This window comes from Kutzneria kofuensis (assembly GCF_014203355.1).
Taxonomy (GTDB): Bacteria; Actinomycetota; Actinomycetes; order Mycobacteriales; family Pseudonocardiaceae; genus Kutzneria; species Kutzneria kofuensis.
Genome location: NZ_JACHIR010000001.1, coordinates 2771887 through 2795562 on the forward strand (window position 1 = coordinate 2771887; position 23676 = coordinate 2795562).

The following is a 23676-nucleotide window of genomic DNA, read 5'->3' on the forward strand; positions in this document are numbered from 1 at the left end:
GTCCCCCGGGATTCCAGCCGGCCGCGGATACCGGCCCGATGCAACGAGGTTCGGGCGGCCGCTCAGGTCGCAAAGGTGACGGGAACTACGCTATTTCCCGGGTCGTTCCCACTCAACCCCTAGGTTCCCCTAGGGAAAGCCGCCGCCGAGAGTCCTCAGTGGACACTCGGCGGCGGCGCCGCTCACGCCGTGTCGGCGATGCTCGCGCTGAACTCGCTCGGCAGGTCGCTGCGGCCGCTGACCTTGAGCTTGCGGTAGACCCGCGTCAGGTGCTGCTCGACCGTGCTGACCGTGATGTAGAGCTGGCCGGCGATCTCCCGGTTGGACTGGCCGAGCGCGGCCAGCTTGGCCACCCGCCGTTCGGCGTCGGTCAGTGCCGCCAACGCCTCCGGGCTGGTCAGCTGCGTCGGCCGCGGCAGCTTGGGCAGACCGCCGTCGGGCAACAGGATCTGGCACAGCGCATCGGCCTGGCACGTCTTGGCCATGTGCCACGCCTTGCGGGCCAGCGTGCGGGCCTTGGTCGGCTCGTCGAGCGCCTGGTACACATCGGCCAGCTCGGCCTGCGCCCGGGCCAGCTCCAGCCGCCCGCCGCCGGCCTGCAGGTTGTCGACGGCCTCGCGCAGCAACTGCCGGCGGCGCTTGAGACCGCTGGCCCGCGCCTTGACGCACAGGGTGATTCCCCTTGTGCGGGACGGCCCCGGCGGCAGCAGCGCGAGTTGCTCGTCCAGCAGTCGCTGCGCCTTGTCGATCTCCCCCAGTCGCAGGTAGACCTGCGCGGCGTCGGAACGCCACGGCACCAACGTCGGCCGGTCGATGCCCCACATGGCCATCAGCTCGCCGCAGGACAGGAACTCGCCGAGCGCCGCGTGCAGCCGTCCCGTCGACAGCTGGTAATGCCCCCGGGCGTGCAGGTAGTGCAGCCCGAAACGGGTGTCCAGCAACGCCTGCGGCACCGGCTGGTTGAACCAGTACGCCGCCTCCTCGTGCCGGCCCATCTCCGTCGCCGCGAGGATGAGGTTGGCCAGCGGGAAGCCGATGCCCACTCCCCAGCCCGGCGCGGACAGCCGCTCCAGCGCCAGCCGCGCGTTGGACTCGCACACGGCCAGTTCCCCCTGCCGGAACGCGACTTCCGCCCGGCAGGCCGCGAAGCGCGCCTCCCAGCCCGGCGCCTCACGCAGCTTCGCCTCGGCCAGCAGGTGGTCGCACCACACCGCCGCCTCGTACAGCCGGTCGGCGTAGATCAGCGTCATCAGCGCGGCGGCCAGCGAGTCGGCCGTGCCGTGGGTCAGTTGCGTGTTCTGCAACAGGTGTTCGGCGCTGGCGATGGCCTCGTCGTGCATGCCCGCGGTGAGCACCGCCGCCAGCGCGGTCGCGCCGCCGAGCCGGGGCTGGTTGATGACCGTGGTCGGCACGACCCGGTCCTCGGGCCCGCGCGCCGCCGGCACGTGCACGTCGACGCCGGGGTAGGTCGTGGCCAGCGTCAGCTCGGCCAGCCGCAGCTCGCTGGTCGCGCCGTCGGCCGCCAGCTGGTCCAGCGCGATCTTCGCCTCGCCGGCCCGGCCCTGCCACAGCAGCCGGGTCATCGCCACGCCTGCGGCCTTGCCCGACAGGTGCCCCGCGGAGATCGCCTCGGACAGGTGGCCGCCCCGGCGGGCGGTCGAGCCGTGGTTGGCCCACCACTCCAGCTCCATCAGCGCCGCCATGACGCTGGCCCGCTCCTGCTTGTCGTCGCAGACGTCCGCGGCCAGTTCCAGGCACCGGCCGGCGAGTTCGACCCGGTCCTCGCCGAGCGCCTGCTCGGCGGCCTCCCGCAGCACCGGCGCCATCGCCGGCTCCACGGCGCCGACCGCCACCAGGTGTTCGGCGACGGTGATCGCCGGCATGCCCTTGGCCCACAGCAACCGGGCGGCGCGGCCGTGCAGCTCGACCAACTCACGGCCGGGCACGTCCGCCAGCACCGCCTCGCCCATCGCGGGGTGGCGGAATCCACAGCCGTCGAGCAGACCGGTCTCCGCCAACGCGCCGACCGCCGCCGAGACACGCTCATGTTCCACTTCGGCCAGTCGCGCCACCAAGGTGGTCGATCCGGCGGCGCCCAGCACCGCCATCGAGCGTGCGACCTCCGACAGGGTCTTGTCGTCGCCGTGCAGGCAGCTGAGCACCGCGTGCTGGTAGGCGGTGCCCGTGACCAGTCGGGGCTGGTCGACCGCGCCGGGGACGGCCGTCAGGCTGTCCCTGACCAGTGCGCGCACCAGCAGCGGGTTGCCGCCGGTGAGCCGGAAAGCGGTTGCCGCCAGCTCGTCGCTGACGCCCGTGCCGAGCTGGTCGGCCAGTGCCTGGCCGACACCGTCAGCGGAAAGCGGAGTCAACCTCACGTAGCGCACGTGCGGCTGCCGCTGCAGTTCGCCGCGGAAGCGCTGCCACTGCCGCCGCGTTCCGGTGCGCTGCGTCAGCGCGACGGAGATGCGCGCCTTCCGCATCTTCCGGATCAGCTGCAGCAGGCACTCCAGCGACGCGGCGTCGGAGTGCTCGACGTCGTCGACACAGATCGCCAGCGGCGTGTCCTCGGCCAGCTCCAGCAGGATCGCGGTCAGCCCGTGCAGCACGTGCGGCTGCGTCCGGCTGCCGTCCGCGGTCATGCCCGCCGACAGCAGCGCCGCCGCCCTGGCCGCCGCCGACACGGGCAGGCCCACGCTGTGGAACAGCTGGTAGAACGTGTCCAGCGGCGCCGCCTCGTCCTCGGCGGGCGAGCCGCTCGCGCTGAGCACCAGCGCTCCCGCCCGGGCCGCCTGCTCGCCGAACGCGTGCAGCAGCTCGGTCTTCCCGGTCCCCACCGCACCGGTGACGAGCGTGGCCACGCCGCATTCACGCGAACCTTCGAAAATTTGTTCTGTAAATACAGACAGTTGTCGTGCGCGTTCGAATAAGACCATTCTGGTTTCCCCCCTAGCCGGTCGGTCCTTCGCCACCCCGCGAGACCGACCGTTCCCTCCTAAGAGTTTCCGTCCGAACCGTACCAGTACTCGACTTCGCGCAACCCGATGTTGTGGCGATTGAACGGGACTCTTGCGGCCTTGAGTGCGTAGGGGTGCCTAGGGGTCAGGGCCGTGACCGTATTCGAACGTGACCGCCGCCACGATGGCGTGGAACGCGCGTATCCGCAGTTCGATGCGTTGTTCGGCGCTCCACCACCCGTCGAGCCCGTCGACTGTGACCGCATCGCCGCACGTCAGCGACGTGACAATCGGGTTGAACCTGGGTGGAGACGGCCTCCACCCAGGTTCAACCCGACTCATTCCGGGCCGGTCGGCCGTGGCGCCCGATCAGACTCGGACCGGGACGCCTTCGGCCGCTTCGGCACGCTTGATGGCCGCCTTGCGCTTCCACACCTCGATGGTGCGGACCACGATCATCGACAGCACCACGAACAGGAAGAAGTTGAAGAACTGGTCGGCGCCGAGGTCGACGGCGGCGCGGAAGCTGTTGTAGCCGTCGGCGATCGGCTTCACGGTGTCCATCAGGTACTGCAGGCCCGCGCGGACCGCGAAGACGCCGACCCAGATCGACAGGTAGACCAGGCCGCACCTGGTGTAGAACTTGCCGTTCTTGGGACTGCGCTCGACCTGCATCTTCGTGATGAGCCAGCGGCCGATCAGGGCTCCGACGGCCAGCGCGACCAGGGTGGCCAGGACGTTCGCCACGGTCAGCTTCATCTGCACCAGGGCGGCGACACCGCCGGCGGAGCAGGTCAGGAACGGCAGGATCAGAATCCAGTTCCAGGCCCGGTGCCGCCCGATCTGCGTGGTGAGGACGATGGCGAGGATGATGCCGGACAGAAACAGTCCGTCCCTCATGTCGGTACTCAAGGCAAACCTCCGATAGAAGCTTTCTCAACCGGCTCGGATGCCTGAAAGACTATGGGCGGACGAGTTTGAATAGCGTCCACCTAAGGGTTGACCGCGGTTGGACCTCGGTCCTACACCCGCGAAGTCAACCCGGTGATTTCGGCGTTTCCCGGTGTCGCCGCGACCGTCCGGTGGTACACCGGGATCTGGCCGTCGACATGGCGATGACGGCCGCGAAGGTCCGCCGCCGCCATGGCATCACAAATGGGGTCGGCCGTTCAATCCGCCCGGCCCGAATTGGACTGTTCGGGTGATCGCCGCTCCCCTCGGACGGCGATCACCCGACCAGCCGACACGTGCGCGCCCGCCATTCGTCAGGCAGTGGTGGCGCGGCGACACGCTCTCGACGATCTCGCTCCACGGCCCGCACGCGTGTCCAGGATTACGAGCATCACTCGCCCGCGGGCGTCACAGTGCCGCACTGTCAAGGTTCCCCCCTTGGTTCGACGTCGGACGTCGACGAACCGGAGTGTTGCACACATCCCATGGGCGTTCAACCACTGTGAACAACTACAGCGATTGATCATTTTCATGGGTAGACCGGGCCATCCGACCTCCCGTCCCGTGCTCTAGACTCACGTGCAGACGGGGCCTCCGGCGTTGTTCGCAACGGTTGTAAGCCCAGGTCGGAAGCCTAGGGCGGGTAGGAGGCCGGAATGGGCGAGTCGCGCCCGCGTCGCAGTCTGGCGGACAAGCTGGACGCGCTGTTCCTGCGCGTCACGCGTCCCAACGGCCAGGAATTCACCTACGAGGAGGTCGCCACCGCCATCCAGACGACCGGCGTGACCATCTCCCAGAGCTACATCTGGCAGCTCCGCAAGGGCAAAAAGGACAATCCCACCATCAAGCACGTCCAGGCCCTCGCCGATTTCTTCGGCGTCCCGCCCGCCTATTTCTTCGACGACGAGGCCACCGACCGCGTCACCCAGCAGCTCGACCACCTGCGGGCCGAGCAGGAACGCCTCCGCGAGATCACCGCCGACGACGACGTCCAGCTGGTGGCCATGCGTGCCAGCCAGATGGACCCCGCCACCCGGCAGATGTTCGCCGACCTGATGCTGTCGGTCGTTCGCGGCCAACAGGCGCAACGCGGCCCCGAGGTTCCCTGACACGCGGGAACGGGCTTTCCGCCGCCAGCCCCGGTACCGGCCCACAAATCCGCCCAGCATCGAGGACAGGGCCTGTCCGCAATGGGGCCTACCGTGGCCGTCATGGATATCAAGCTCGAACTCGTGATCCTGCCGGTGTCCGACGTGGACCGGGCCAGGGACTTCTACGTGGACAAGATCGGGTTCCACCTCGACCACGACCACACGGTCAGCGAGGAGATCCGGTTCGTGCAGCTGACGCCGCCGGGGTCGGCGTGCTCGATCGCCTTCGGCAAGGGGCTGACGACGGCGGAGCCGGGGTCGGTGCAGGGGCTTCAGGCGGTGGTGGCGGACGCGGACGAGGTCCACGCGGAGCTGGTGCGCAGGGGCGCGGAGGTGAGCGAGGTCCAGGACCTGGCCTGGGGCCGCTTCGTCCACTTCGACGACCCGGACGGCAACCACTGGGCGCTGCAGCAGATCGTCCGACCGCAATAAAGTCCCCCTGTAACAACGGAAACAGGTGGTTCATCGGGTAAACAGGAACCACCTGTCTCGGCGAGCCGCCACGGCGAGGCACCCCACGAACCCCTGCCACCGTGGAAGGCCTCATGAAGACTCGCTACGTCACAAGAACGCTCGCCGTCGCGGCGGCGACCCTCGCGGTCGCCGCGCTCGGCGTCCCGGCCGCGGAGGCGGCGACGGGGACGATCACGGGCATCGGCGGCAAGTGCGTCGATGTCACGGACGGCAACAGCGCCAACGGCACCCGCGTGCAGCTGTGGTCGTGCAACGGCGGCGCGGCCCAGCAGTGGACGGTCGCCGACGACGGCTCGATCCGCGCGCTGGGCAAATGCCTGGACGTGGCCGGCGCATCCACCCTGAACGGCGCCAAGGTCCAGGTCTACGACTGCAACGGCTCGGGCGCGCAGCGCTGGACGGCGTCGGCCGGGCGGCTGGTCAACGCCGGCTCCGGCAAGTGCCTCGACGCCACCGGCGTGAGCAGCGCCGACGGCACGCCGCTGCAGATCTGGTCCTGCTCGACCGGCGCCAACCAGCAGTGGACGCTGCCGTCGACCGGCACGACCCCGCCGGGCGGCCCCTGCCCCACCGGCCCGTTCGGCAACCCGCTGCCGTCGTCGAACCCGACCGCCACGAAGATCAAGGACGGCTACAACTTCCTCGAGGGCCCGGTCTGGGACGCCGCCAGCCAGACGCTGCTGCTGACCGACATGCACGACGGCTCCGGCCCGCAGAACGTGCAGTCCTCGGACATCCTCCGCTTCACGCCGTCCACCAACACCTTCGCGACGTTCATCGCCAACGCCGGCAGCAACGGCCTGGCCCTCAGCCGTGACGGCAAGTCCGTCATCGCCGCCACCCACGACCAGCGCAGCGTGTCCGCCTACGACCTGGTCACCCGGCAACGCACCACGCTCGCCGCCGACTACCAGGGGCATCTGTTCAACTCGCCCAACGACGTCACGGTCGGCGCCGACGGCACCGTCTACTTCACCGACCCCGACTTCCAACGCGCCGACCGCCCGGACCAGATGTCCGGCCACACGGATGTCTTCCGGGTCAAGGACGGCGTGGTCTCGCTGATCGACGACTCCATCCGCGAACCCAACGGCATCGAGCTCTCGCCGGACGGCCGGACCCTGTACGTCGGCGGCAACGCCACCGGCAAGATCTACCGGTACCCCGTCGACGCCGACGGCAGCACGGGTCCGCGCAGCGACTTCGCCTCGCTGGGCGGCACCGACGGCGGCACCGTCGACTGCGCCGGCAACGTCTACCAGATCACCTTCAGCGACGGGAAGATCCACGTGTTCTCCCCGTCCGGCCAGGCCCTCGGCACGATCAGCGCGGGGCGCAACGCCACCAACGCGGCCTTCGGCGGCCCGGACGGACGCACCCTCTACATCACCTCCGGCAACCCGTCCGCGGGTGGCGACACCGGCAACTACGGCCTCTACAGCATCCGGCTGAACGTCCCTGGTTGGCCGTACTGACCCATCCGCCTCCCACGCACGCCCCGGGCAGTGCTGAGACCCGGTCAGCGAAACCCGTCCTGCCCCGGCGGCCGGAGCCGCCGGGGCAGGACGGGTGCGGGGTCAGAAGTAGCCCATTCCAGTCATGGTGTTCGAGGCTGCGCCGACACCTTCCGCGTCGGCGTGAACATCGACGTCACCGCGATCGGCTGGTTCTGCCGCTTCGCCGCGGCGAACGCCACACCCGGGTCCGCGGCCTCGGTGATCGGCCGATACGGATCCACACCGACCTGTGTCGCCATGTCGGCGCCGCGGACGGCGACAACGACCGTCGCCACCACCAACAGCACGATCGCCGCGATCGCCCATCTCAGACCGCGTACGGAATTCCCCAGCATCGGGCCCCTCCCCGTCGCCCTGGACCATGCCTCCACGACGGTAGCGACCGGTGAGGACGCCGAGCGGCCGTCCGGCGACCACGGCACCAATGGTGTTGACCAGCGAAAACGCGTGAGGTGACCGGATTTCAGCGGTAACCGGAGCGGCGGTTCTGCCGCTGTCGACCCGTATCGGACGGTGCTGGGTCAGCCCGCAGGCGGCGAACAGGGCGACGGGGGCCGCAGTCGTGTCCGCCCGGTCAGCGCAGTTGCACGCCGACGATGCAGGTGTCGTCGTCGGTGTCGGCGTTGCTGTGGGTCAGCATGTGGTCGAGCCGCTGCTCCAGCGCCTGATGCGACCGTTGCGCGGTTTCCAGCAGCTGCTGCAGCGAATCGTCGAGCTCGTGGCCTTTGCGCTCGACGAGGCCGTCGGTGTAGAGCACGAGAACGTCGTCGAGCTCCAACTGCACCTCCGCCTCCTCGTAGTCGGCTTCCGCGCGGGCGCCCAGCATCAGGCCGCGGATCATCGGCAGGGTGGTCGCCTCCTGGCGGCGCACCAGCAGCGGCGGCAGATGCCCGGCCCGCGCCCACCGCAACACCCGCGTCCGCGGGTCGTACAGGGCACACACCGCCGTGGCGAGGACGTGGTCGGTCAGGTGGTGCGCGACCTGGTTCAACCAGGACAACAGCTGCGCCGGTCCGGCACCGGTCGTGGCCAGTCCGCGCAAAGCGTTGCGCAGCATCACCATTCCGGTGGCCGCGGTGATGCCGTGCCCGGCGATGTCACCGACGGACAGCAGAACCTGCTTGCTGGGCAGCACAACGGCGTCGTACCAGTCGCCGCCGACGAGGTTCTCGGATTCGGCCGGACGGTACCGCACCGCGATGTGCAGGCCGAACGCGTCGATCGGTCCCTGGGCGGCGGGCATGATCGCGCGCTGGAGCTGCAGCGCGAGCCGGTTGCGCTCGGCGGCCTGCTGTTCGGCGTGGGCGAGCTGGTCCTGGGTCGCCGCCAGCGCCACCTCCGTCCAGTGCTGGGCCGAGATGTCCTGGTACGCCCCGCGCACGCCGATCGGGCGGTTGTCCTGGCCGAGCACCGGTTCGACGATCACCCTGATGTGCCGGGCCACCCCGTCGCGGCGGTGCAGCCGGAACGCGGCCGAGCCGGAGCGGCGGTGGTGGAGCACGGTGCGCAGCAGGCGGCCGATGCCGTCGGTGTCGTCCGGGTGCACGTGGTGGCCGAGTTCGCCCAGCGGCACGGGACGCGCGCTCGGCGGGAGGCCGTGCAACGCGAAAACCTCGCTGTGCCAGGTGACTTCGCCGGTCAGCAGGTTCTCCTCGAAGCCGCCGACCCGGCCGAGGCGCTGGGCGTGGTGGAGCAGGCTGGCCAGCCGGGCGCTCTCGTCCTGGATCCGCCAGATCAGCAGCACGTGGTGGCCTTGCCGGGTGATGCTGACCGCGGCGGTTGAGGTCAGCCGGATCTGGTCCACCAGCGTCGTCAGCACCATCTTGTCGGCGCGGAACGGCTCCCCGGTGGCGTAGACGTGTTCGACCTTGTCGAACAACCCGCCCTCGCCCGCGGCGACCGGGTAGGCCTCCACCAGCAGCGAGCCGACCACGGCCCCTCGGGGACGCCCGGCCGGATCCTGGAACGGCCGGTTGGCGTGGAGGATGCGGAAGTCGGCCAGCGCGCCGGCGCTGTCGAGGTGAGCGCCGAGGACGAGCGCGGGATCCATGATGCCGTCGGCAAGATCGATCAGCTCGGTGGCGTCGTGTGCGGGCAGGACCACCGCATCGGAGCGCGTGCCGGCGTCCAATGTGGACGCGCAGAGCTGGGCCAGCGCCTCGATCTGCCGCTCGATCCGCGGCGGCTGCGGCGGAACCGGTTGGGGCCAGCCGACTTCGAGCACGCCGATGATGCGCCCGCCGCTGCCGACCGGGCACACCACGCGGCCGCCCGCGGGGCTGTCCTGGGTCGCCACCGAGGGCAGCCCCGACTCGCCGAGATCGCCGAACCACACGATGTCCCGGTGGAGCAGGGCCCGCCGGGCCGGCGTCGCGACACCGGGCGGCACGTGCCGCCACCGGTGCGCCTCCGTCGGCGCGATGCCGGCGTACGCGGACAACGCCAGCGAGCCGTCGGGGGCGGCGGCCCAGATCGCCACAGTGGTGGCGCCGAGCGGACGGAGCGCGTGCGCGAGCAGGGCTTCCGCGACCTGTTGGGCATCCGCGGCGGCCGCCGCGCCGCTCTCCGCCGTGCGCAGCCGCACCGGCGCCTGGCGGTCGTCGTCCTCGGGTTGCACCAGCTGCTGGGCGGCCGCGCTGAGCCGGTCGTCGGCCGCCTTGTTGATCACCTGCACGGCCAGTTCGAGCAGCGACTGGCCGGACTCCTCGGCCAGGGCGGCCAGCTGCTCGGCCGCCTGCTGGGGACCGCAGCGCAGCCGTTCCACCAGCACGCCCTTGGCCAGCTCGATCAGTGCCCGCCCGTCCGCGGCGGCCTCGGCCCGCCGGATCTCCTGGCGGAGCCGGTCGACGGTGCGGGCGAGCCGCCCGGCGTCGGCTCCCGCCCGGACCGGTGTCGTGTCCTCCACCCGGATCAGTCCTGCAGCCAGCGGTGAATGCGCGCGATCACGTCACTGGTGTCCACCGGCTTGGTGACGTAGTCGTTGGCGCCGGAGGCGAGGCTCTTCTCCCCGTCGCCGGGCATCGCCTTGGCGGTGACCGTGATGATGGGCAGGTCGGCGTGCTCGGGCATGGCGCGGATCGCCGCCGTGGCCGTGTAGCCGTCCATCTCCGGCATCATCACGTCCATCAACACCAGCTCCACCTCGGGGTGGGCGGCGAGGGTCTCGATGCCCGACCGGCCGTTGTCCGCGTGCAGCACCCGCAGGCCGTGCAGTTCCAGGATGCTGGTCAGCGCGAACACGTTGCGGGCGTCGTCGTCGACCACCAGCACCGTCCGGCCGGCCAGCCGCTCGTCGAGACCCTCGTCCGGCACCGCGGCCGGCGCGGGGTCGTCGCCGCGGACCAGCGGCAGCACGTCCCCGGGCTGGTCGGCGCTGAGGTGCAGGGCGATCCGCTCGCGCAGCTCGTCCAGGCTGGCGATCAGCTCCAGCGGCTGCGCCGCGGCCTGCGCGGCGACGGTGTGCTCCTGTTCCGGGGACACCAGCCGGGTGCTGTGCGCCAGCACCGGAACGCCGCGGAGCCCGGGGTCCCCGTCGAGGGCCTGCAGGAAGCGGACGCCGCCGTTGTCGGGCATGTCCAGCTGCAGCACGACGCAGTGGTACGGCTGCGCGGCCAGTTGCGCCGCCGCTTCCTCCGGGCCGACGGCGGTCGTGACCTCGACCGGGGCCTCCTGGGTCAGCACCTGCCCCTGTCCGAGGTCGGCCAGCGCGCTCTGCGCCACCAGCGACAGCAGGCCCTGCGGGCGTTCCTCGATCACCAGCAGCCGCTTCTGCGGGCGGGCGGAGCTGGCCGGGGTCGACGCCACCAGCTCCGGCACGGCCACGGCGCGGTCCGGCGCCGGTCGCGCGGCGGTCTCGGCCGGCGCGGCCTGGAAGTCGGGCCGCGCCACCGGCAGGTACAGGGTGAACGTGCTGCCCCGGCCGAACCGGCTGTCCGCGGTGATCGCCCCGCCCAGCAGCTGCGCGATCTCACGGCTGATCGACAGCCCCAGGCCGGTGCCGCCGTACTTGCGGCTGGTGGTGCCGTCGGCCTGCTGGAAGGCGCCGAAGATGGTCTCCAGCTGCTGCTCGGCGATCCCGATGCCGGTGTCGACGACGTGGAACGCCAGCGCGGAACCGTGCCGGCGGACGGCCGGCGGCAGCTGCTCCGGGTCGGCCGGTTCGATGCGCAGCTCGACGCTGCCCCTCTCGGTGAACTTGACCGCGTTGGACACCAGGTTGCGCAGGATCTGCCGCAGCCGGGAGTCGTCGGTCAGCACGTCGGCCGGCACCCCGGCGGCGGTGGTGATGTGGAAGCCGAGGCTCTTCTCGGTGGTCAACGGCCGGAACGTCGCCTCGACGTAGTCCAGCAGCTGCCGCAGCGGGACCCGTTCGGGGCTGATGTCCATCTTGCCGGCCTCGACCTTGGACAGGTCGAGGATGTCGTTGATCAGCTGGAGCAGGTCCGAGCCGGCGGAGTGGATGATGGTGGCGTACTCGACCTGCTTGGGCGTCAGGTTGCGGGACGGGTTCTGGGCCAGCAACTGGGCCAGGATGAGCAGGCTGTTCAGCGGCGTGCGCAGCTCGTGCGACATGTTGGCCAGGAACTCGGACTTGTACTTCGACGCCAGCGCCAACTGCTGGGCCCGGGTCTCGAGCTCCTGCCGGGCCTGCTCGATCTCCAGGTTCTTGGTCTCGATGTCCCGGTTCTGGCTGGCCAGCAGCGCGGCCTTCTCCTCGAGCTCGGCGTTGGAGAGCTGGAGCTCCTCCTGCCGGGCCTGCAGCTCCTCCGACCGCGTCTGCAGCTCGGCGGTCAGCCGCTGGGACTGGTCCAGCAGCTCGTCGGTGCGGGCGTTGGCCATGATCGTGTTCAGGTTGACGCCGACGGTGCCCATCAGCTGTTCGAGGAAGGCCCGCTGGATCGGGGTGAACTGGTGCGCCGAGGCCAGCTCGATCGCGCCGAGCACCTGGCCCTCGACCAGGATCGGCAGCACGATCACCGTGCGGGCGGCGGTCCGCCCCAGCCCCGAGGAGATCGTCACGTAGTCGGCGGGCGCGTCCTCCAGCGCGATCGTGCGCTTGCTGCGGGCGGCCTGCCCGACCAGCGACTGGCCCCAGCGGAACCGCGTCGGCTGGCCGCTGGTGCCGTGGTCGTCGGGGTGGCCGTAGGAGCCGATCAGCCGCAGGTACGGGACGGGGTCGCCGTCCTCGGTCAGGTAGAAGGCGCCGTACTGGCAGCCGACCAGCGGCGTCAGCTCGTCCATCACCAGGTCGGCGACGACCGCGAGGTCCCGTCGGCCCTGCATCAGCTCGGAGATGCGGGCCAGGTTGGACTTCAGCCAGTCCTGGTCCTGGTTGGCGCGGGTGGTCTCGCGCAGCGACTGCACCATCGAGTTGATGTTGTCCTTGAGCTCGGCGACCTCGCCGGACGCCTCCACCGAGATGGACCGGGTCAGGTCGCCGGTGGCCACGGCGCTGGTCACCTCGGCGATGGCCCGCACCTGGCGGGTGAGGTTCCCGGCCAGCTCGTTGACGTTCTCGGTGAGCCGCTTCCAGGTGCCGGACACGCCCTCGACCTCGGCCTGGCCGCCCAGCCGCCCCTCGGTGCCGACCTCCCGGGCGACGCGGGTCACCTCGTCGGCGAAGGCGGACAGTTGGTCGACCATCGTGTTGATGGTCGTCTTCAGCTCCAGGATCTCGCCGCGGGCGTCGACGTCGATCTTCTTGGACAGGTCGCCCTGGGCGACGGCGGTCGTCACCTGGGCGATGTTGCGGACCTGGTTGGTGAGGTTGTTCGCCATCGAGTTGACGTTGTCGGTCAGGTCCTTCCAGGTGCCCGCCACGTTGGGCACGCGGGCCTGGCCGCCGAGCATGCCCTCGGTGCCGACCTCGCGCGCCACCCGCGTCACCTCGTCGGCGAACGCCGACAGCGTGTCCACCATCGTGTTGATCACGCCCGCCAGCGCGGCGACCTCGCCCTTGGCCTCGACGGTGATCTTCTGCGACAGGTCGCCACGGGCCACCGCGGTGGCCACCTGGGCGATCGACCGCACCTGGCTGGTCAGGTTGGACGCCATCACGTTGACGTTGTCGGTCAGGTCCTTCCAGGTCCCCGACACGCCGCGGACGGTCGCCTGGCCGCCGAGGTTGCCCTCGGTGCCGACCTCGCGCGCCACCCGCGTCACCTCGTCGGCGAACGCCGACAGCTGGTCGACCATCGTGTTGATGGTCTCCTTGAGTTCGAGGATCTCGCCGCGGGCGTCGACGCGGATCTTCTGCGACAGGTCGCCGCGGGCCACCGCCGTGGTCACCTGGGCGATGGACCGCACCTGCGCGGTGAGGTTGTCGCCCATGACGTTCACCGATTCGGTGAGCGCTTTCCACGTGCCGGAGACGCCCTTCACGTCCGCCTGCCCGCCGAGCCGGCCCTCGGTGCCGACCTCCCGCGCCACCCGAGTGACCTCGTCGGCGAAGGCCGACAGCTGATCCACCATCGTGTTGATGGTGTTCTTCAACTCCAGAATCTCGCCCCGCGCCGTCACCGTGATCTTCTGCGACAGGTCACCCTTCGCCACGGCGGTCGCGACCTGGGCGATGGACCGCACCTGGTCGGTCAGGTTGCCGGCCATGAAGTTCACCGAGTCCGTCAGGTCCCGCCACGTCCCCGACACACCCTTCACGTCCGCCTGACCGCCCAGGCGGCCGTCGGTGCCGACCTCCCGCGCCACCCGAGTGACCTCGTCGGCGAAGGCCGACAGCTGATCCACCATCGTGTTGATGGTGTTCTTCAACTCCAGAATCTCGCCCCGCGCCGTCACGGTGATCTTCTGCGACAGGTCGCCCTTGGCGACGGCGGTGGTCACCTGGGCGATGTTGCGGACCTGGTCGGTGAGGTTGCCGGCCATGAAGTTCACGGAGTCGGTCAGGTCCCGCCACGTGCCGGACACGCCCTGCACGTCGGCCTGGCCGCCGAGCTGCCCCTCGCTGCCTACCTCCCGCGCCACACGGGTCACCTCGTCGGCGAAGGCGGAGAGCTGATCCACCATCGTGTTGACGGTTTCCTTCAGCTCCAGGATCTCGCCCTGGGCATCCACGTCGATCTTCTGCGACAGGTCGCCGCGGGCCACCGCCGTGGCGACCTGGGCGATGTCGCGGACCTGGCTGGTCAGGTTGCCGGCCATCGCGTTCACCGAGTCGGTCAGGTCCTTCCAGGTGCCCGACACGCCCGGCACCTTGGCCTGCCCGCCCAGCCGCCCCTCGGTGCCCACCTCGCGGGCCACCCGGGTCACCTCGGACGTGAACAGCGACAGCTGGTCGACCATGCCGTTGAAGACGCCGGCGATCTCGCCGAGCAGGCCCTCCGAGTCGTCCGGCAGGCGGGTCCCGAAGTCCCCGTCCCGCACCGCCGTCAACCCCGCCAGCAGCTGGCGCAGTTGCGGCTCGCCCACCTGCGAGACCTCGATCGTCGCCGTGTCGCTCATCGCCGACCCCGTTCCGCTCGTCCGCCGACAACGCCGGAATCCTTGCCGGAGAAGGGAAGCCCAGGTCTACCGGGCACGGGATTCCCCGTCCTCCCCAGCCGCGGCGGCCGCGCCGCCGGTGGCCATCGCGACGAATCTGCGGGCCAGGACCCGCAGCTTCACGTTGTCCCGCTGGGACTGCGACACCAACTCCTGAAACGCCTGGTCGTCGGTCAGCCCGCGGACGGCCATCAGAATCCCCTTGGCCTGCTCGATCACGGCCCGGCTGGCCATCGCCGACCGCAGCTGCTCGACCTCCTCGGCCAGCCGCGCCTTGCCGACCGAGTGCATGGCCGCCTGCGCGACCACCGTGTACAGCCGCAGGAACTGCGCGTCGAGCTCCTGGAAGCCGTGCGTGCCGAAGCTGAACAGGTTCACCGCGCCGGCCGCGTGCCGGTCCACGGTCAGCGGCGCGGCCAGGAAACTGCCGACCCCGACTTCTTCGGACACGCCGGCGAACGTCGGCCACAGCTCCGCGGCCGTCGACACCTCGATGCGCACCAGCGCCCCGGTTCGGGCGGCCCGCAGGCAGGGACCGTCGTCCTCGGCGTACTGCGCGTCGTCGATGCGCCAGGCCCGCGGGTCGGTCGAGGCGCTGGTGTACGGACCGGCCTCGCCCAGGATGGTGATCGAGGCCATGTCCGCGCCCGGCACCACGCTGACCACCTGCTCGGCCACCGCCTGGAGGATCGTCTCCTTGTTGGTGGTCCGCGCGAGCACGGAGGTGAGCTCCTCCACTGCGCCGGCGATCTCGGCGATCTGGGCGGCCGGCGGCAGCACTTCGTCCGTCAAGGCGAGGTTCTCCCTCGGTATGGCCGGCCCAGGCTCGCGCCATGACCAGCGGTGATCGTAAGGCTTCTACGACGGCCGCTGGTTGCTCAACGCACCTGAGCGGAAATAGTACCCAGCCAGTCCGACAGTCTCGCCGGACCTGGTTTCGCCAAGATCAGGACTGGTTACCCCTGCCGCCGGGGCGGTCCGGGTTTCTAGAGATCGGCCCGCTCCAGGCCCCGCCGGTTGAGATCCGCAGCCGGCGGGGCCGCCCTCGTCCCGGCGTTCACGGGACCGAACCACTGGTCTCCTCGGACACGCGCGGGATGCCCGACGCGCGGCGCGCGTGTGGTCGATGCGGGATTATTGCCCGCGCACCCGGATACCCCGATCCGTGCACAGCCCGTGACCAACAGCGGAACGCGAACAGGTGATGCGTGTGGTCGCCCCGACGTCAGGCGATGAAGCCGGCCATGCCGGTCCGGACCTGCGGCTGACCGACGTGCCGGCCGTCGCCACGGCGCTCACCCGAGCACGGGAACGGCTGACCAGCTGGGCCCGGACGGCCGGACTGGAGGAGCTGCAGATCGGGGACGTCACGCTGGCGACGTACGAGGCGATGGCCAACGTCGCCGACCACGCCTACGACCAGCCGGGCGGCGTGTTCGACCTGCACGCCTGCCGGCGGGACGGCGTCGTCACCGTCACCGTGACCGACCACGGTCGGTGGAAGTCGCCGGGGCGGCCGCCGGGCTGGCGCGGGCGCGGCCTGCTGATCATCGAGCGGGCCGCCGGGCAGTTCGAGCTGACGCCGCACGCGCGGGGCACCACCGTCTGCATGAGCTGGCCCGTCCGTGCCGACGAGCCCAGCCGCCCCTAGCTCAATCGGGCGACACGTGGGCCGGCCGGCCTGGCGTGGGATCTCGACCAGCGCTTCCGCGAGGTTGTCCCGAACGTCGAGCAGGCCGTCGAGGCCGGTGAACTGGATCGGGCGCAGCACCACGGGCTTCGCGGCCACGATGCGGAGCTCGAAGCCGGTGCGCAGGGCCCGTCCGCGGAGCTCGGCGAGGATCTTCAGCCCCTGCGACGCCAGGAAGCTCACGCCGGCCAGGTCCACCACGACGGCCGACGGCATCCGCGTGAGGACGTCGTCCAGTTCCTGCTCGACCGACGGGGCGGTGGCCATGTCCACGTCTCCGCCGAGGCGAACCACGGCGACGCCGTCGATCCACTCCGTGGCCGCGGACGACGCCGGCGGGCTCACGGCGCCCCGGGTGCGGTGTCCCGACACGCGGCTTCTCCCTCGAACCGGTCGCACCCGGGTCCCGGCCGAACCCGCACCCGAGCCGATCATGACCTCGCTGACTTGATCCCAGCGTAGGCACGTCGCGAAGCACCGTGCAACCGCACGCCGGCCTCGACGCATGGGGAGCAACCGAGCATCACTCGGTTGTGACTCGGGATCAGCTGCGCGCCGCCGTGTCGTCCACTCGCGGTTCCGCCAACGTCAGCTCGACACCGCCGGCAAGCTCGGAGCAGTAGTTGTAGGCGAGCACGCAGGCGCCGACGAAGCCGGCGAACAGCACGATGGTCAGCAGGCCGACCGCGGCGCCGGCCAGCAGCACGCTACCAAAGTTGATCACATTGCCCACGTCGTGGCCGCCACCCCGGACCAGGTCGTTCAGCGTGCCGTTCAGCCGGTCCCAGACGCCCGCCCGCTGCAGGACGGCGTAGAGGGTGACGAGGCCGATCATCCAGGGCACGAACAACGCCGCCCCGATCGCGATCGCCAACCGGAACATGGACCACGAACTGATCCGGTCCACGTTGAACGTCGCCCGGCGCTGACCACGGGACCGACGCCGCCTCGGCTCGTCCGGGATGTTGTCGGGCACAACCGGTGCGGACACCGCCGGCAGCGCGGTCGTCTCGGCCACGTCGTCCCGACGCTTCCCCGCGCGCTCCTCTGGACGCCGCTGCTCGGGAACCCCGTCCACGATCGGCCGCGGCCGCGTGGCGCCGACCCGTTCCGGCTGAGCCTTCCTCACGTCTTCCGAGGCTTTCATGGCGCTTCCTTCGGTCTCGTGCCGTCTTGCGCACGAGGTCGTCGGCGACAACCGACCATACGCAGGCCATGCTGTGTTCCCCGTCCGCCGGCGCTCCACGCCCGAGCCACCCCATCGAGTGAGCCCGCCGGCAAGCTGTGGCGCAGTCGTCGCGACCGGCAGCTGCGCCACCGCGCTGATGTCGCTCACCACCATGCCCGAGACCGGCAACTACACCGCCGTCGTCGACTGGTCGGGCCTGGGCGCCAACACCGTGACGGCCACGTTCCACCAGGACACCACGGCCAAGTCCTGACCGGACCCGCAGCCGGGGCGTCGCGGGACGGGCCGTCCCACCCGCGACACCCCTCACAAGCCGGTGGTGGGCTCTTTCCGCCCTAGGTCGTGTTTCAAAGGTCAGGGGCCATACAGATGATCACGTCGGCGTGTCGGTGATCAGATAAGGGAGGTCTCCGGTAGACGGGTTAGCGACCAAGCAAACCTGAAACACCGGAGACCTCGTGCCCAGCGTAGCGGCCACGGGGCGGTTCGATCTGACCGACGCGCAGTGGGCGGTGCTGCAACCGCTGCTGCCCGTCGGTGTGAAGCCGGGCCGCCCGCCGAAATGGACCAAGCGACAACTCATCGACGGGATCCGCTGGCGGGTCCGGGTCGGCGCGCCGTGGCGGGACGTGCCGCCGGTCTACGGTCCTTGGCAGACCGTGTACGGGTTGTTCCGCCGCTGGCAGCGGGCCGGGATCTGGCAGCGCATCCTGACCGTGTTGCAGACCCACGCCGACGCCGCGGGGCTGATCAGTTGGGATGTGAGCGTGGATTCCACGATCGCGCGGGCGCATCAGCATGCGGCGGGTGCGCGGAAAAGGGGGATCTGCAGGTCGAACCGCCGAGTAGCGAGACGGGCGGTGTCGAGCTGGACGATCACGGGCTGGGCCGGTCCCGGGGCGGGTGGACCACCAAGCTGCACCTGGCCTGCGAGCAGCGGCGTAAGCCGTTGGCGCTGGTGGTGACCGCGGGCCAGCGTGGGGACAGCCCGCAGTTCACGGTGGTGCTCGGGCAGATTCGGGTGCCCCGGCTGGGGGCGGGACGGGCGCGGTGTCGGCCGGATCGGGTGTTAGCGGACAAGGCCTACAGCTCGCGGGCGAACCGGGGTTATCTGCGTCGGCGTGGGATCAAGGCGACCATCGCCCAGCCTCGTGACCAGGCCGCCCACCGCCGTGCCAAGGGGTCACGGGGTGGGCGGCCGCCGGCGTTTGATGCGGAGGTCTACAAGCAGCGTCATGCCGTGGAGTGCGGGATCAGCCTGCTCAAACAGCATCGGGCGGTGGCCACGCGCTATGACAAGCTGGCTGTGCGATATCAGGCCACGGTCACCATCGCAGCGATCAACGTCTGGCTACGCCGCATCTGAAACACGACCTAGTCCGGCAACAGGTGGCCGTGGGATGTCGCTGCGGTCGCCGCAACGAGCGACGCCAGAACCAGTGCCGTGAGGAGCGCGGGCAGGGGCGTGAACGACATCGCGATCACGAGCACGGCGGCGACCGGGTACCCGAGGGCGACGGTGCGGTGCGCGTTGCGCGGCCCGATGTGCAGCAGCCAGACGCTGAGCAGGTACAGCGCGATGGGCACCGTCAGCGTGAACGCGGTCGCCGCGGCGCCGAGGTGACCGGCGTGCGTGGCGTCGTCGATCACCAGCTCCAGGCCGACGCCGACCGCGGCGGCGGAACCGAAGATCATGTAGTGGCCGTAGCCCCAGGTGTAGCCCTGCCGGAACTGGGCCAACCGCACGTGCCCCGGCTGGTCGAAATACAGCCACCACATCCCGAAGACGATCACCAGGCCGGCCACCCCGACCGAGACCAGCTCCCCGAGCGACTGGCCGCTGCCCAGCGCCGCCTGCAACGCGTTGCTGGCCGCGAGCACCGACTCGCCCAGCACGATCAGGGTGAACAGGCCGTACCGCTCACTGATGTGACGCGCGTGCCAGGGCCAGGTGGTGGCGATGGTCCGCTCCGCCCACACGGGCACCACCAGCTCGGCCACCAGCAGCGTCAGGAAGCTCGGGACGAACCAGGGCTCCGGCACGGCGAGCCGCAGCACCCACCCGACCTGGACGACGGTGATACCGACCGCGGACCGCAGCGCGGGCGACCGGTACAGCGGGTCCTGCCTCGCCACCCGCAGCCATTGCCCGACGGTGGACAGCCGCATCAGCAGATAGCCGACGACCATGGTCGTCATGTCGTCGTGCCAGGCCGCGGGCACCCCGGCCGCGACCACCAGCGCGCCCAGGATCTGCACGAAGGTGGCGATCCGGTAGGGCACGTCGTTGGTGTCGAACGCCGACGCGAACCAGGTGAAGTTGACCCAGCCCCACCAGATCGAGAAGAACACGACCAGGTAGAGGACGATGCCGTGGCCGGCATCGCCCTCGCCCAGGGAATGGTGCAGCTGCACGCCGGCCGCGCTGACGGCGACCACGAAGCACAGGTCGAACAGCAGCTCCAACGGGGTGGAGACCCGGTGCCGCTCGGCGGTGTCACGGGCGAGCATCGGCCGGTGCCACCGGCGGGTGGTCCGCGGTTGCTCAGACATCAGAGTGCCCCGACAGGTCGAGCACGACACGGCCGCCTCCGCCGACGCGGGTGACTTCGTCATGCGCATCGGCGATTCGGTCGAGGGGAAACCGCGCCGCGACGGGATAGCGCAGGTCACCGTCGACGAGTGCGGCCGTGAGGTCGGCGGCGGCCTCCTGGTTGGCCGTCTCGGGGAAATCGTCGTTGCTGAGGAACCGAACGGTCACGTTCTTGAACGCCAACGGCCAGAACGGAACCGACGGCCCCGGCTCGCGGGTGGCGTACGTGGCGATGACGGCGTGGTAGGCGGCCAACTCCACGTAGGTGGCGATGGCGCTGTCGAAGGCCAGGTCGGCGATGCGGTCCACGCCGTGCCCGTCGGTGAGGTCCTGGATCTCGGCGATGAGGTCGCCGGTAGCTTGATCACCGCGTACGACGTGGTGGGCGCCGGCCGCGAGGGCGGTGTCCACGTCGGCGGGATTGCGCACCAGGCCGATGACGGTCGCGCCGGCGCGCCGGGCGACGGCGACGCAGGCCCGGCCGACGGCTCCGACCGGCCCGGCCACCAGCACGCGCAGACCGTCGACCGGCCCGTCGGCCATGATCGCGCGGTGGCCGGTGATGCCCGGGATGCCGAGCACCGCCCCCTGCTCGAACGGCACCTTCGCGGGCAACGGCACCGCGTGGCCGGCCGGAACCGTCACGTACTCGGCCGCGGTCCCGAAAGGACGGTAGGACTGGGCCAGGTACACCCACACCCGCTCGCCGATCCGGTCGGCCGGCACACCGGGGCCGACGGCGTCGATGACGCCGGCGCCGTCGCCGTGCGGCACCACGCGCGGGAACGCCATGGTGGAGCCCCACCAGCCCTGGCGCTTGCCCAGGTCTCCGACATGGATCCCGGACACGGCCACGCGGACGCGAACCTCGCCCTCGGCGGGTTCCGGCGTCGGCAGTTCACCGACCCGAAGCACCTCGTGCGCCGGCCCCTGCCGGTCGCACCACGCCGCGCGCATCACGCCAGCCCGGCCAGGACCTCGGTGAACGCCTCGGTCGACGACGGATGGGTGTAGATGGTGTCGCGCAGTTCGGAGGCGGTGATCCCGTGCCGCATCGCCAGCGCCACCAGGTTGATCAGTTCCTGGGCGTCCGCGCAGAGCAGGGCGGCGCCGAGGATCTGGTCGGTCGCGGCGTCCACCACGAACTTCATCAGCCCACGGGTCTCGTGGACGATCTTGGGCCGCGGCGACGCGGCCAGCTGCGCGACGAGTTTGCTCGCGACGCGGATCGCGTGGCCGGCGGTCCTCGCCTGGGTCTCGGTGAGGCCGACGCGGGCCAGCGGCGGGGTCAGGAAGACCGTGTTCGGCACGGCGACCCGGTCGGCGGTGCTGCGGGTGCCGGCCCCGACGAGCTGGTCGAGCACGATGCGGTGGTCGTCGAGCGAGACGTAGGTGAACTGCGGCCCGCCGTTGACGTCGCCCACGGCGAAGATGTGCCGCTGGCTCGTGCGCAGGTGGTCGTCGACGGCGACCGCGCCGGTCGCGGTGACCTGAACCCCGGCGGCGTCGAGCCCGAGGTCTGCCGTGGCGGGCTTGCGGCCCAGCGCGACGAGCACGGCATCGGCATCGATGGTGGTCGAGACGCCGTTCTGCCGGTAGGTGACGGCGGCGTGGCTCCCCAGGTCGGTCACGTCGGTGACATCGGCCTCGCCGACCAGCGTGATTCCCTGCCCGCGGAGGATGTCCGCCGCGACGGTCGCGACGTCGCGGTCCTCGCGGTGCAGGATGTGCGGCGCGTGGTCGAGCACCGTGACCTCCGCCCCGAACCGGGCGTACATGGCGGCGAACTCGACACCCACGTAGCCGCCGCCCACGACCACCAGCCGCCGGGGCAGCTCGGGGGTGGCGATGAGTTCGGTGCTGGTGACCACCCGGCCGCCGATGGCGAAGCCGCCGGTGACGGGCTCGGCGCCGGTGTTGATCACGATCGTGTCGGCCCGGACCGTCAGGCGGTCGGCGCCCGCGGTCACCTCGACCGTGTGCGGGTCGGCGAAGCGGGCGCGACCGGTGATCACCGTGACGGTGTCGAGGGTGTCGAGCATGCGGAAGTTGTTGCCGCGCATCAGGCCCGTCAGGTCGCTCGTGTTCTTGACGGCATGTCGGTACCAGTCCTCGGCGTCGTCCTGCGGACGGCGCAGGTCCGCCTCGTGCACCAGCGCCTTGGTCGGCACGCACCCGATGTTGATGCAGGTGCCGCCGTACATCTGCTCGGACCGCTCGACCATCGCGACCTGGAAACCGCGCTTGCCCATGGCCGCGGCGAGGGTCTTGCCGCCCTTGCCGAAGCCGACCACGAGGAGGTCGACCCTCATCTGCGACGCCGTCATCCGTTGCCCTCCCTGCTGTGTCGTCGACAACATCGATAGTCACCAACAATGATGGTCACTATATTTGACTAAGTCCACTGCCGGAGCACCCGGCGACCGGTCGTCGGAGGAGGAGGTCGGACCGTGCGCACGACGCGATTCGGCGTCTCGATGACGCCGACCACGGACGTGGTGGCGACCCGCGAGCCGGCCGTGGCGGCCGAGGAGAGCGGGCTCGCCCACGCGGCACGCCGAGCACCGTATGCCGGCGACGCGAGAACCGGGAGGGCGACGGCGGCCATCCGACGGGCTTCAGCGGCCATTCCACCCAGCATCCTGCGCACCCTCACCGCTTTCACCGCGCGGTCCGGCGTGGACCTGCGGCCGGCGCTGGCCGCCGTCGGCCTGCACGAGGACGTGATGGCCAGCACCTCGCTGCGCGTCTCCTACCGGCAGAGTTGCGCCGTGATCCGGCGCGCGCTGGAGCTGACCGGGGACGCCCGGCTCGGCCTGCGGGTCGGTGTGGCCGAGCAGATGACGACCTGGGGGCTCGCCGGGTTCGCCGGAATGGCCGCGGAGACGTTGCGGCACGCCATCGAGACCGGCGTGCGCTACCAGCGGTCGATCGGGTGGATGGTGGTCTGGTCGGCCGGCGAGGAACGCGACGGCTACGTGGCGCGCGCCGAACTCCCCGACCCGTCGGTGGATCCGGAAGTGGCGGCGTTCCTGCACGAGAAGGCGTTCGCCACCGCCGTGAACCAGACCAGGCTGGGGTTCTCACCCGAGTTCCGTCCCGTGCGGGTGGAGTTCAGCCATCGGGCCCCGGTCGACACCACACCGTACGACCAGGTTTTCGGCTGCCCCGTGGTCTTCGGCGCGCCGGCGAACCGCCTGGTATACTGCCCGACGCTTGTGCACAGCCCGATGCCCGGCGCGAATCCGGCCACCTTCGCCTCGGCGACCGAGTGCCTGGAGGCCCAGTTGTCGGCCGGGCGGGGCGCGCAGGAGCTGTCGGAGACGCTGGAGATCTCGATCGCGCAGAGCCTGCCCGAGGTGCCGTCCTTCGCCGAACAGGCGCGTCGGCACGCCCTCAGCGAGCGCACCCTGCGCCGCCGGCTGGCCGTCGACGGAACGAGCTATGAGGCCATCGTGGACGGTGGACGCCGGGAGCGGGTCGAGCACCTGCTCAGGGACGGAGATCGCACGCTGCGGGACATCGCGCACCAGGCCGGCTTCGCCGACGAGCGGGGGCTGCGCCGCGCGATCCGCCGGTGGTACGGGATGTCCTCGGCGGAACTGCGTCGGCACCTGGCCGACAACGCCGGCTGAAGCCACCTGGCGGCGCTTCAGCCGG

The 23676-nt window shown here is 70.8% G+C and carries 16 protein-coding genes and 2 pseudogenes; 7 read left to right on the forward strand and 11 right to left on the reverse strand.

Annotated elements, in window-relative coordinates:
* Window positions 1-182: 182 nt before the first annotated feature.
* Together BJ998_RS12590 and BJ998_RS12595 are read right to left on the reverse strand one after the other, a co-directional pair.
* Window positions 183-2933, reverse strand: coding sequence for a helix-turn-helix transcriptional regulator (locus BJ998_RS12590; protein ID WP_184861396.1), 2751 nt, complete (start codon window positions 2931-2933; stop codon window positions 183-185).
* A gap of 390 nt (window positions 2934-3323) precedes the next feature.
* Window positions 3324-3854, reverse strand: a complete 531-nt coding sequence (locus tag BJ998_RS12595; RefSeq protein WP_184861398.1) for a CcdC protein domain-containing protein — start codon at window positions 3852-3854, stop codon at window positions 3324-3326.
* 707 nt (window positions 3855-4561) lie between these two features.
* Here BJ998_RS12595 and BJ998_RS12600 point away from each other — a divergent pair.
* From BJ998_RS12600 to BJ998_RS12610, 3 genes are all read left to right on the forward strand, one after another.
* Complete coding sequence (locus BJ998_RS12600; RefSeq protein ID WP_184861400.1) at window positions 4562-5014, forward strand: helix-turn-helix domain-containing protein; 453 nt, start codon at window positions 4562-4564, stop codon at window positions 5012-5014.
* Between the two features lie 102 nt (window positions 5015-5116).
* Window positions 5117-5488: a glyoxalase superfamily protein gene (locus BJ998_RS12605; protein ID WP_184861402.1), complete on the forward strand. Its 372-nt coding sequence runs from the start codon at window positions 5117-5119 to the stop codon at window positions 5486-5488.
* 113 nt (window positions 5489-5601) lie between these two features.
* A complete protein-coding gene (locus tag BJ998_RS12610; RefSeq protein WP_184861404.1) occupies window positions 5602-7005 on the forward strand; it encodes an SMP-30/gluconolactonase/LRE family protein in 1404 nt (467 codons plus the stop codon).
* Window positions 7006-7127: 122 nt separating this feature from the next.
* On the opposite strand, the gene BJ998_RS12615 is transcribed toward BJ998_RS12610, so the two are convergent.
* From BJ998_RS12615 to BJ998_RS12630, 4 genes are all read right to left on the reverse strand, one after another.
* Window positions 7128-7382: a hypothetical protein gene (locus tag BJ998_RS12615; protein WP_184861406.1), complete on the reverse strand. Its 255-nt coding sequence runs from the start codon at window positions 7380-7382 to the stop codon at window positions 7128-7130.
* A gap of 239 nt (window positions 7383-7621) precedes the next feature.
* Window positions 7622-9952, reverse strand: a complete 2331-nt coding sequence (locus BJ998_RS12620; protein WP_312890073.1) for a GAF domain-containing SpoIIE family protein phosphatase — start codon at window positions 9950-9952, stop codon at window positions 7622-7624.
* Window positions 9953-9957: 5 nt separating this feature from the next.
* On the reverse strand, window positions 9958-14505 hold the full coding sequence (locus tag BJ998_RS12625) for a HAMP domain-containing protein (RefSeq protein WP_184861408.1): 4548 nt from the start codon (window positions 14503-14505) through the stop codon (window positions 9958-9960).
* Between the two features lie 66 nt (window positions 14506-14571).
* Window positions 14572-15336, reverse strand: coding sequence for a GAF and ANTAR domain-containing protein (locus BJ998_RS12630; RefSeq protein WP_184861410.1), 765 nt, complete (start codon window positions 15334-15336; stop codon window positions 14572-14574).
* Between the two features lie 418 nt (window positions 15337-15754).
* Between BJ998_RS12630 and BJ998_RS12635 the strand changes: the two genes are divergently transcribed.
* Window positions 15755-16195: an ATP-binding protein gene (locus tag BJ998_RS12635; RefSeq protein WP_184861412.1), complete on the forward strand. Its 441-nt coding sequence runs from the start codon at window positions 15755-15757 to the stop codon at window positions 16193-16195.
* Window positions 16196-16258: 63 nt separating this feature from the next.
* Here the strand turns inward: BJ998_RS12635 and BJ998_RS49535 are convergent.
* Window positions 16259-16741 (reverse strand): annotated as a pseudogene (locus tag BJ998_RS49535) (STAS domain-containing protein); the annotation flags it as partial.
* A gap of 37 nt (window positions 16742-16778) precedes the next feature.
* Window positions 16779-17363, reverse strand: a complete 585-nt coding sequence (locus BJ998_RS48600) for a DUF3566 domain-containing protein (protein WP_184861414.1) — start codon at window positions 17361-17363, stop codon at window positions 16779-16781.
* 136 nt (window positions 17364-17499) lie between these two features.
* Between BJ998_RS48600 and BJ998_RS12650 the strand changes: the two genes are divergently transcribed.
* Both BJ998_RS12650 and BJ998_RS12655 read left to right on the forward strand, forming a co-directional pair.
* Window positions 17500-17676 carry a hypothetical protein gene (locus tag BJ998_RS12650; RefSeq protein WP_184861416.1) on the forward strand — a complete coding sequence of 59 codons (177 nt, stop codon included), beginning with the start codon at window positions 17500-17502 and terminating at the stop codon, window positions 17674-17676.
* A 205-nt stretch (window positions 17677-17881) separates the two neighbouring features.
* Window positions 17882-18789 (forward strand): annotated as a pseudogene (locus BJ998_RS12655) (IS5 family transposase).
* Window positions 18790-18797: 8 nt separating this feature from the next.
* Here the strand turns inward: BJ998_RS12655 and BJ998_RS12660 are convergent.
* The 3 genes from BJ998_RS12660 to BJ998_RS12670 are packed head-to-tail and all read right to left on the reverse strand — an operon-like array spanning window position 18798 to window position 22343.
* Complete coding sequence (locus BJ998_RS12660; RefSeq protein WP_184861417.1) at window positions 18798-19976, reverse strand: low temperature requirement protein A; 1179 nt, start codon at window positions 19974-19976, stop codon at window positions 18798-18800.
* The gene (locus tag BJ998_RS12665; RefSeq protein ID WP_184861419.1) at window positions 19969-20973 is read right to left on the reverse strand and encodes an NADPH:quinone reductase; all 1005 of its coding nucleotides are present in this window, start codon (window positions 20971-20973) and stop codon (window positions 19969-19971) included. Before BJ998_RS12665 ends, BJ998_RS12660 begins: the two co-directional genes overlap by 8 nt.
* Window positions 20973-22343: an FAD-dependent oxidoreductase gene (locus tag BJ998_RS12670; RefSeq protein ID WP_184861421.1), complete on the reverse strand. Its 1371-nt coding sequence runs from the start codon at window positions 22341-22343 to the stop codon at window positions 20973-20975. Before BJ998_RS12670 ends, BJ998_RS12665 begins: the two co-directional genes overlap by 1 nt.
* Window positions 22344-22466: 123 nt before the next feature.
* Here BJ998_RS12670 and BJ998_RS12675 point away from each other — a divergent pair, with 123 nt between their 5' ends.
* Entirely contained in the window at window positions 22467-23651 is a 1185-nt protein-coding gene (locus BJ998_RS12675; RefSeq protein WP_221337985.1) for an AraC family transcriptional regulator, read from the forward strand.
* Window positions 23652-23676 lie beyond the last annotated feature (25 nt).

What these genes read in the sequence shown, in the direction of transcription:
- BJ998_RS12590 (WP_184861396.1), bottom strand. Translation starts at nt 2,933, where the DNA reads ATGGTCTTATTCGAACGCGCACGACAACTGTCTGTATTTACAGAACAA.
- BJ998_RS12595 (WP_184861398.1), bottom strand. Translation starts at nt 3,854, where the DNA reads ATGAGGGACGGACTGTTTCTGTCCGGCATCATCCTCGCCATCGTCCTC.
- BJ998_RS12600 (WP_184861400.1), top strand. Translation starts at nt 4,562, where the DNA reads ATGGGCGAGTCGCGCCCGCGTCGCAGTCTGGCGGACAAGCTGGACGCG.
- BJ998_RS12605 (WP_184861402.1), top strand. Translation starts at nt 5,117, where the DNA reads ATGGATATCAAGCTCGAACTCGTGATCCTGCCGGTGTCCGACGTGGAC.
- BJ998_RS12610 (WP_184861404.1), top strand. Translation starts at nt 5,602, where the DNA reads ATGAAGACTCGCTACGTCACAAGAACGCTCGCCGTCGCGGCGGCGACC.
- BJ998_RS12615 (WP_184861406.1), bottom strand. Translation starts at nt 7,382, where the DNA reads ATGCTGGGGAATTCCGTACGCGGTCTGAGATGGGCGATCGCGGCGATC.
- BJ998_RS12625 (WP_184861408.1), bottom strand. Translation starts at nt 14,505, where the DNA reads ATGAGCGACACGGCGACGATCGAGGTCTCGCAGGTGGGCGAGCCGCAA.
- BJ998_RS12660 (WP_184861417.1), bottom strand. Translation starts at nt 19,976, where the DNA reads ATGTCTGAGCAACCGCGGACCACCCGCCGGTGGCACCGGCCGATGCTC.
- BJ998_RS12665 (WP_184861419.1), bottom strand. Translation starts at nt 20,973, where the DNA reads ATGCGCGCGGCGTGGTGCGACCGGCAGGGGCCGGCGCACGAGGTGCTT.
- BJ998_RS12670 (WP_184861421.1), bottom strand. Translation starts at nt 22,343, where the DNA reads ATGACGGCGTCGCAGATGAGGGTCGACCTCCTCGTGGTCGGCTTCGGC.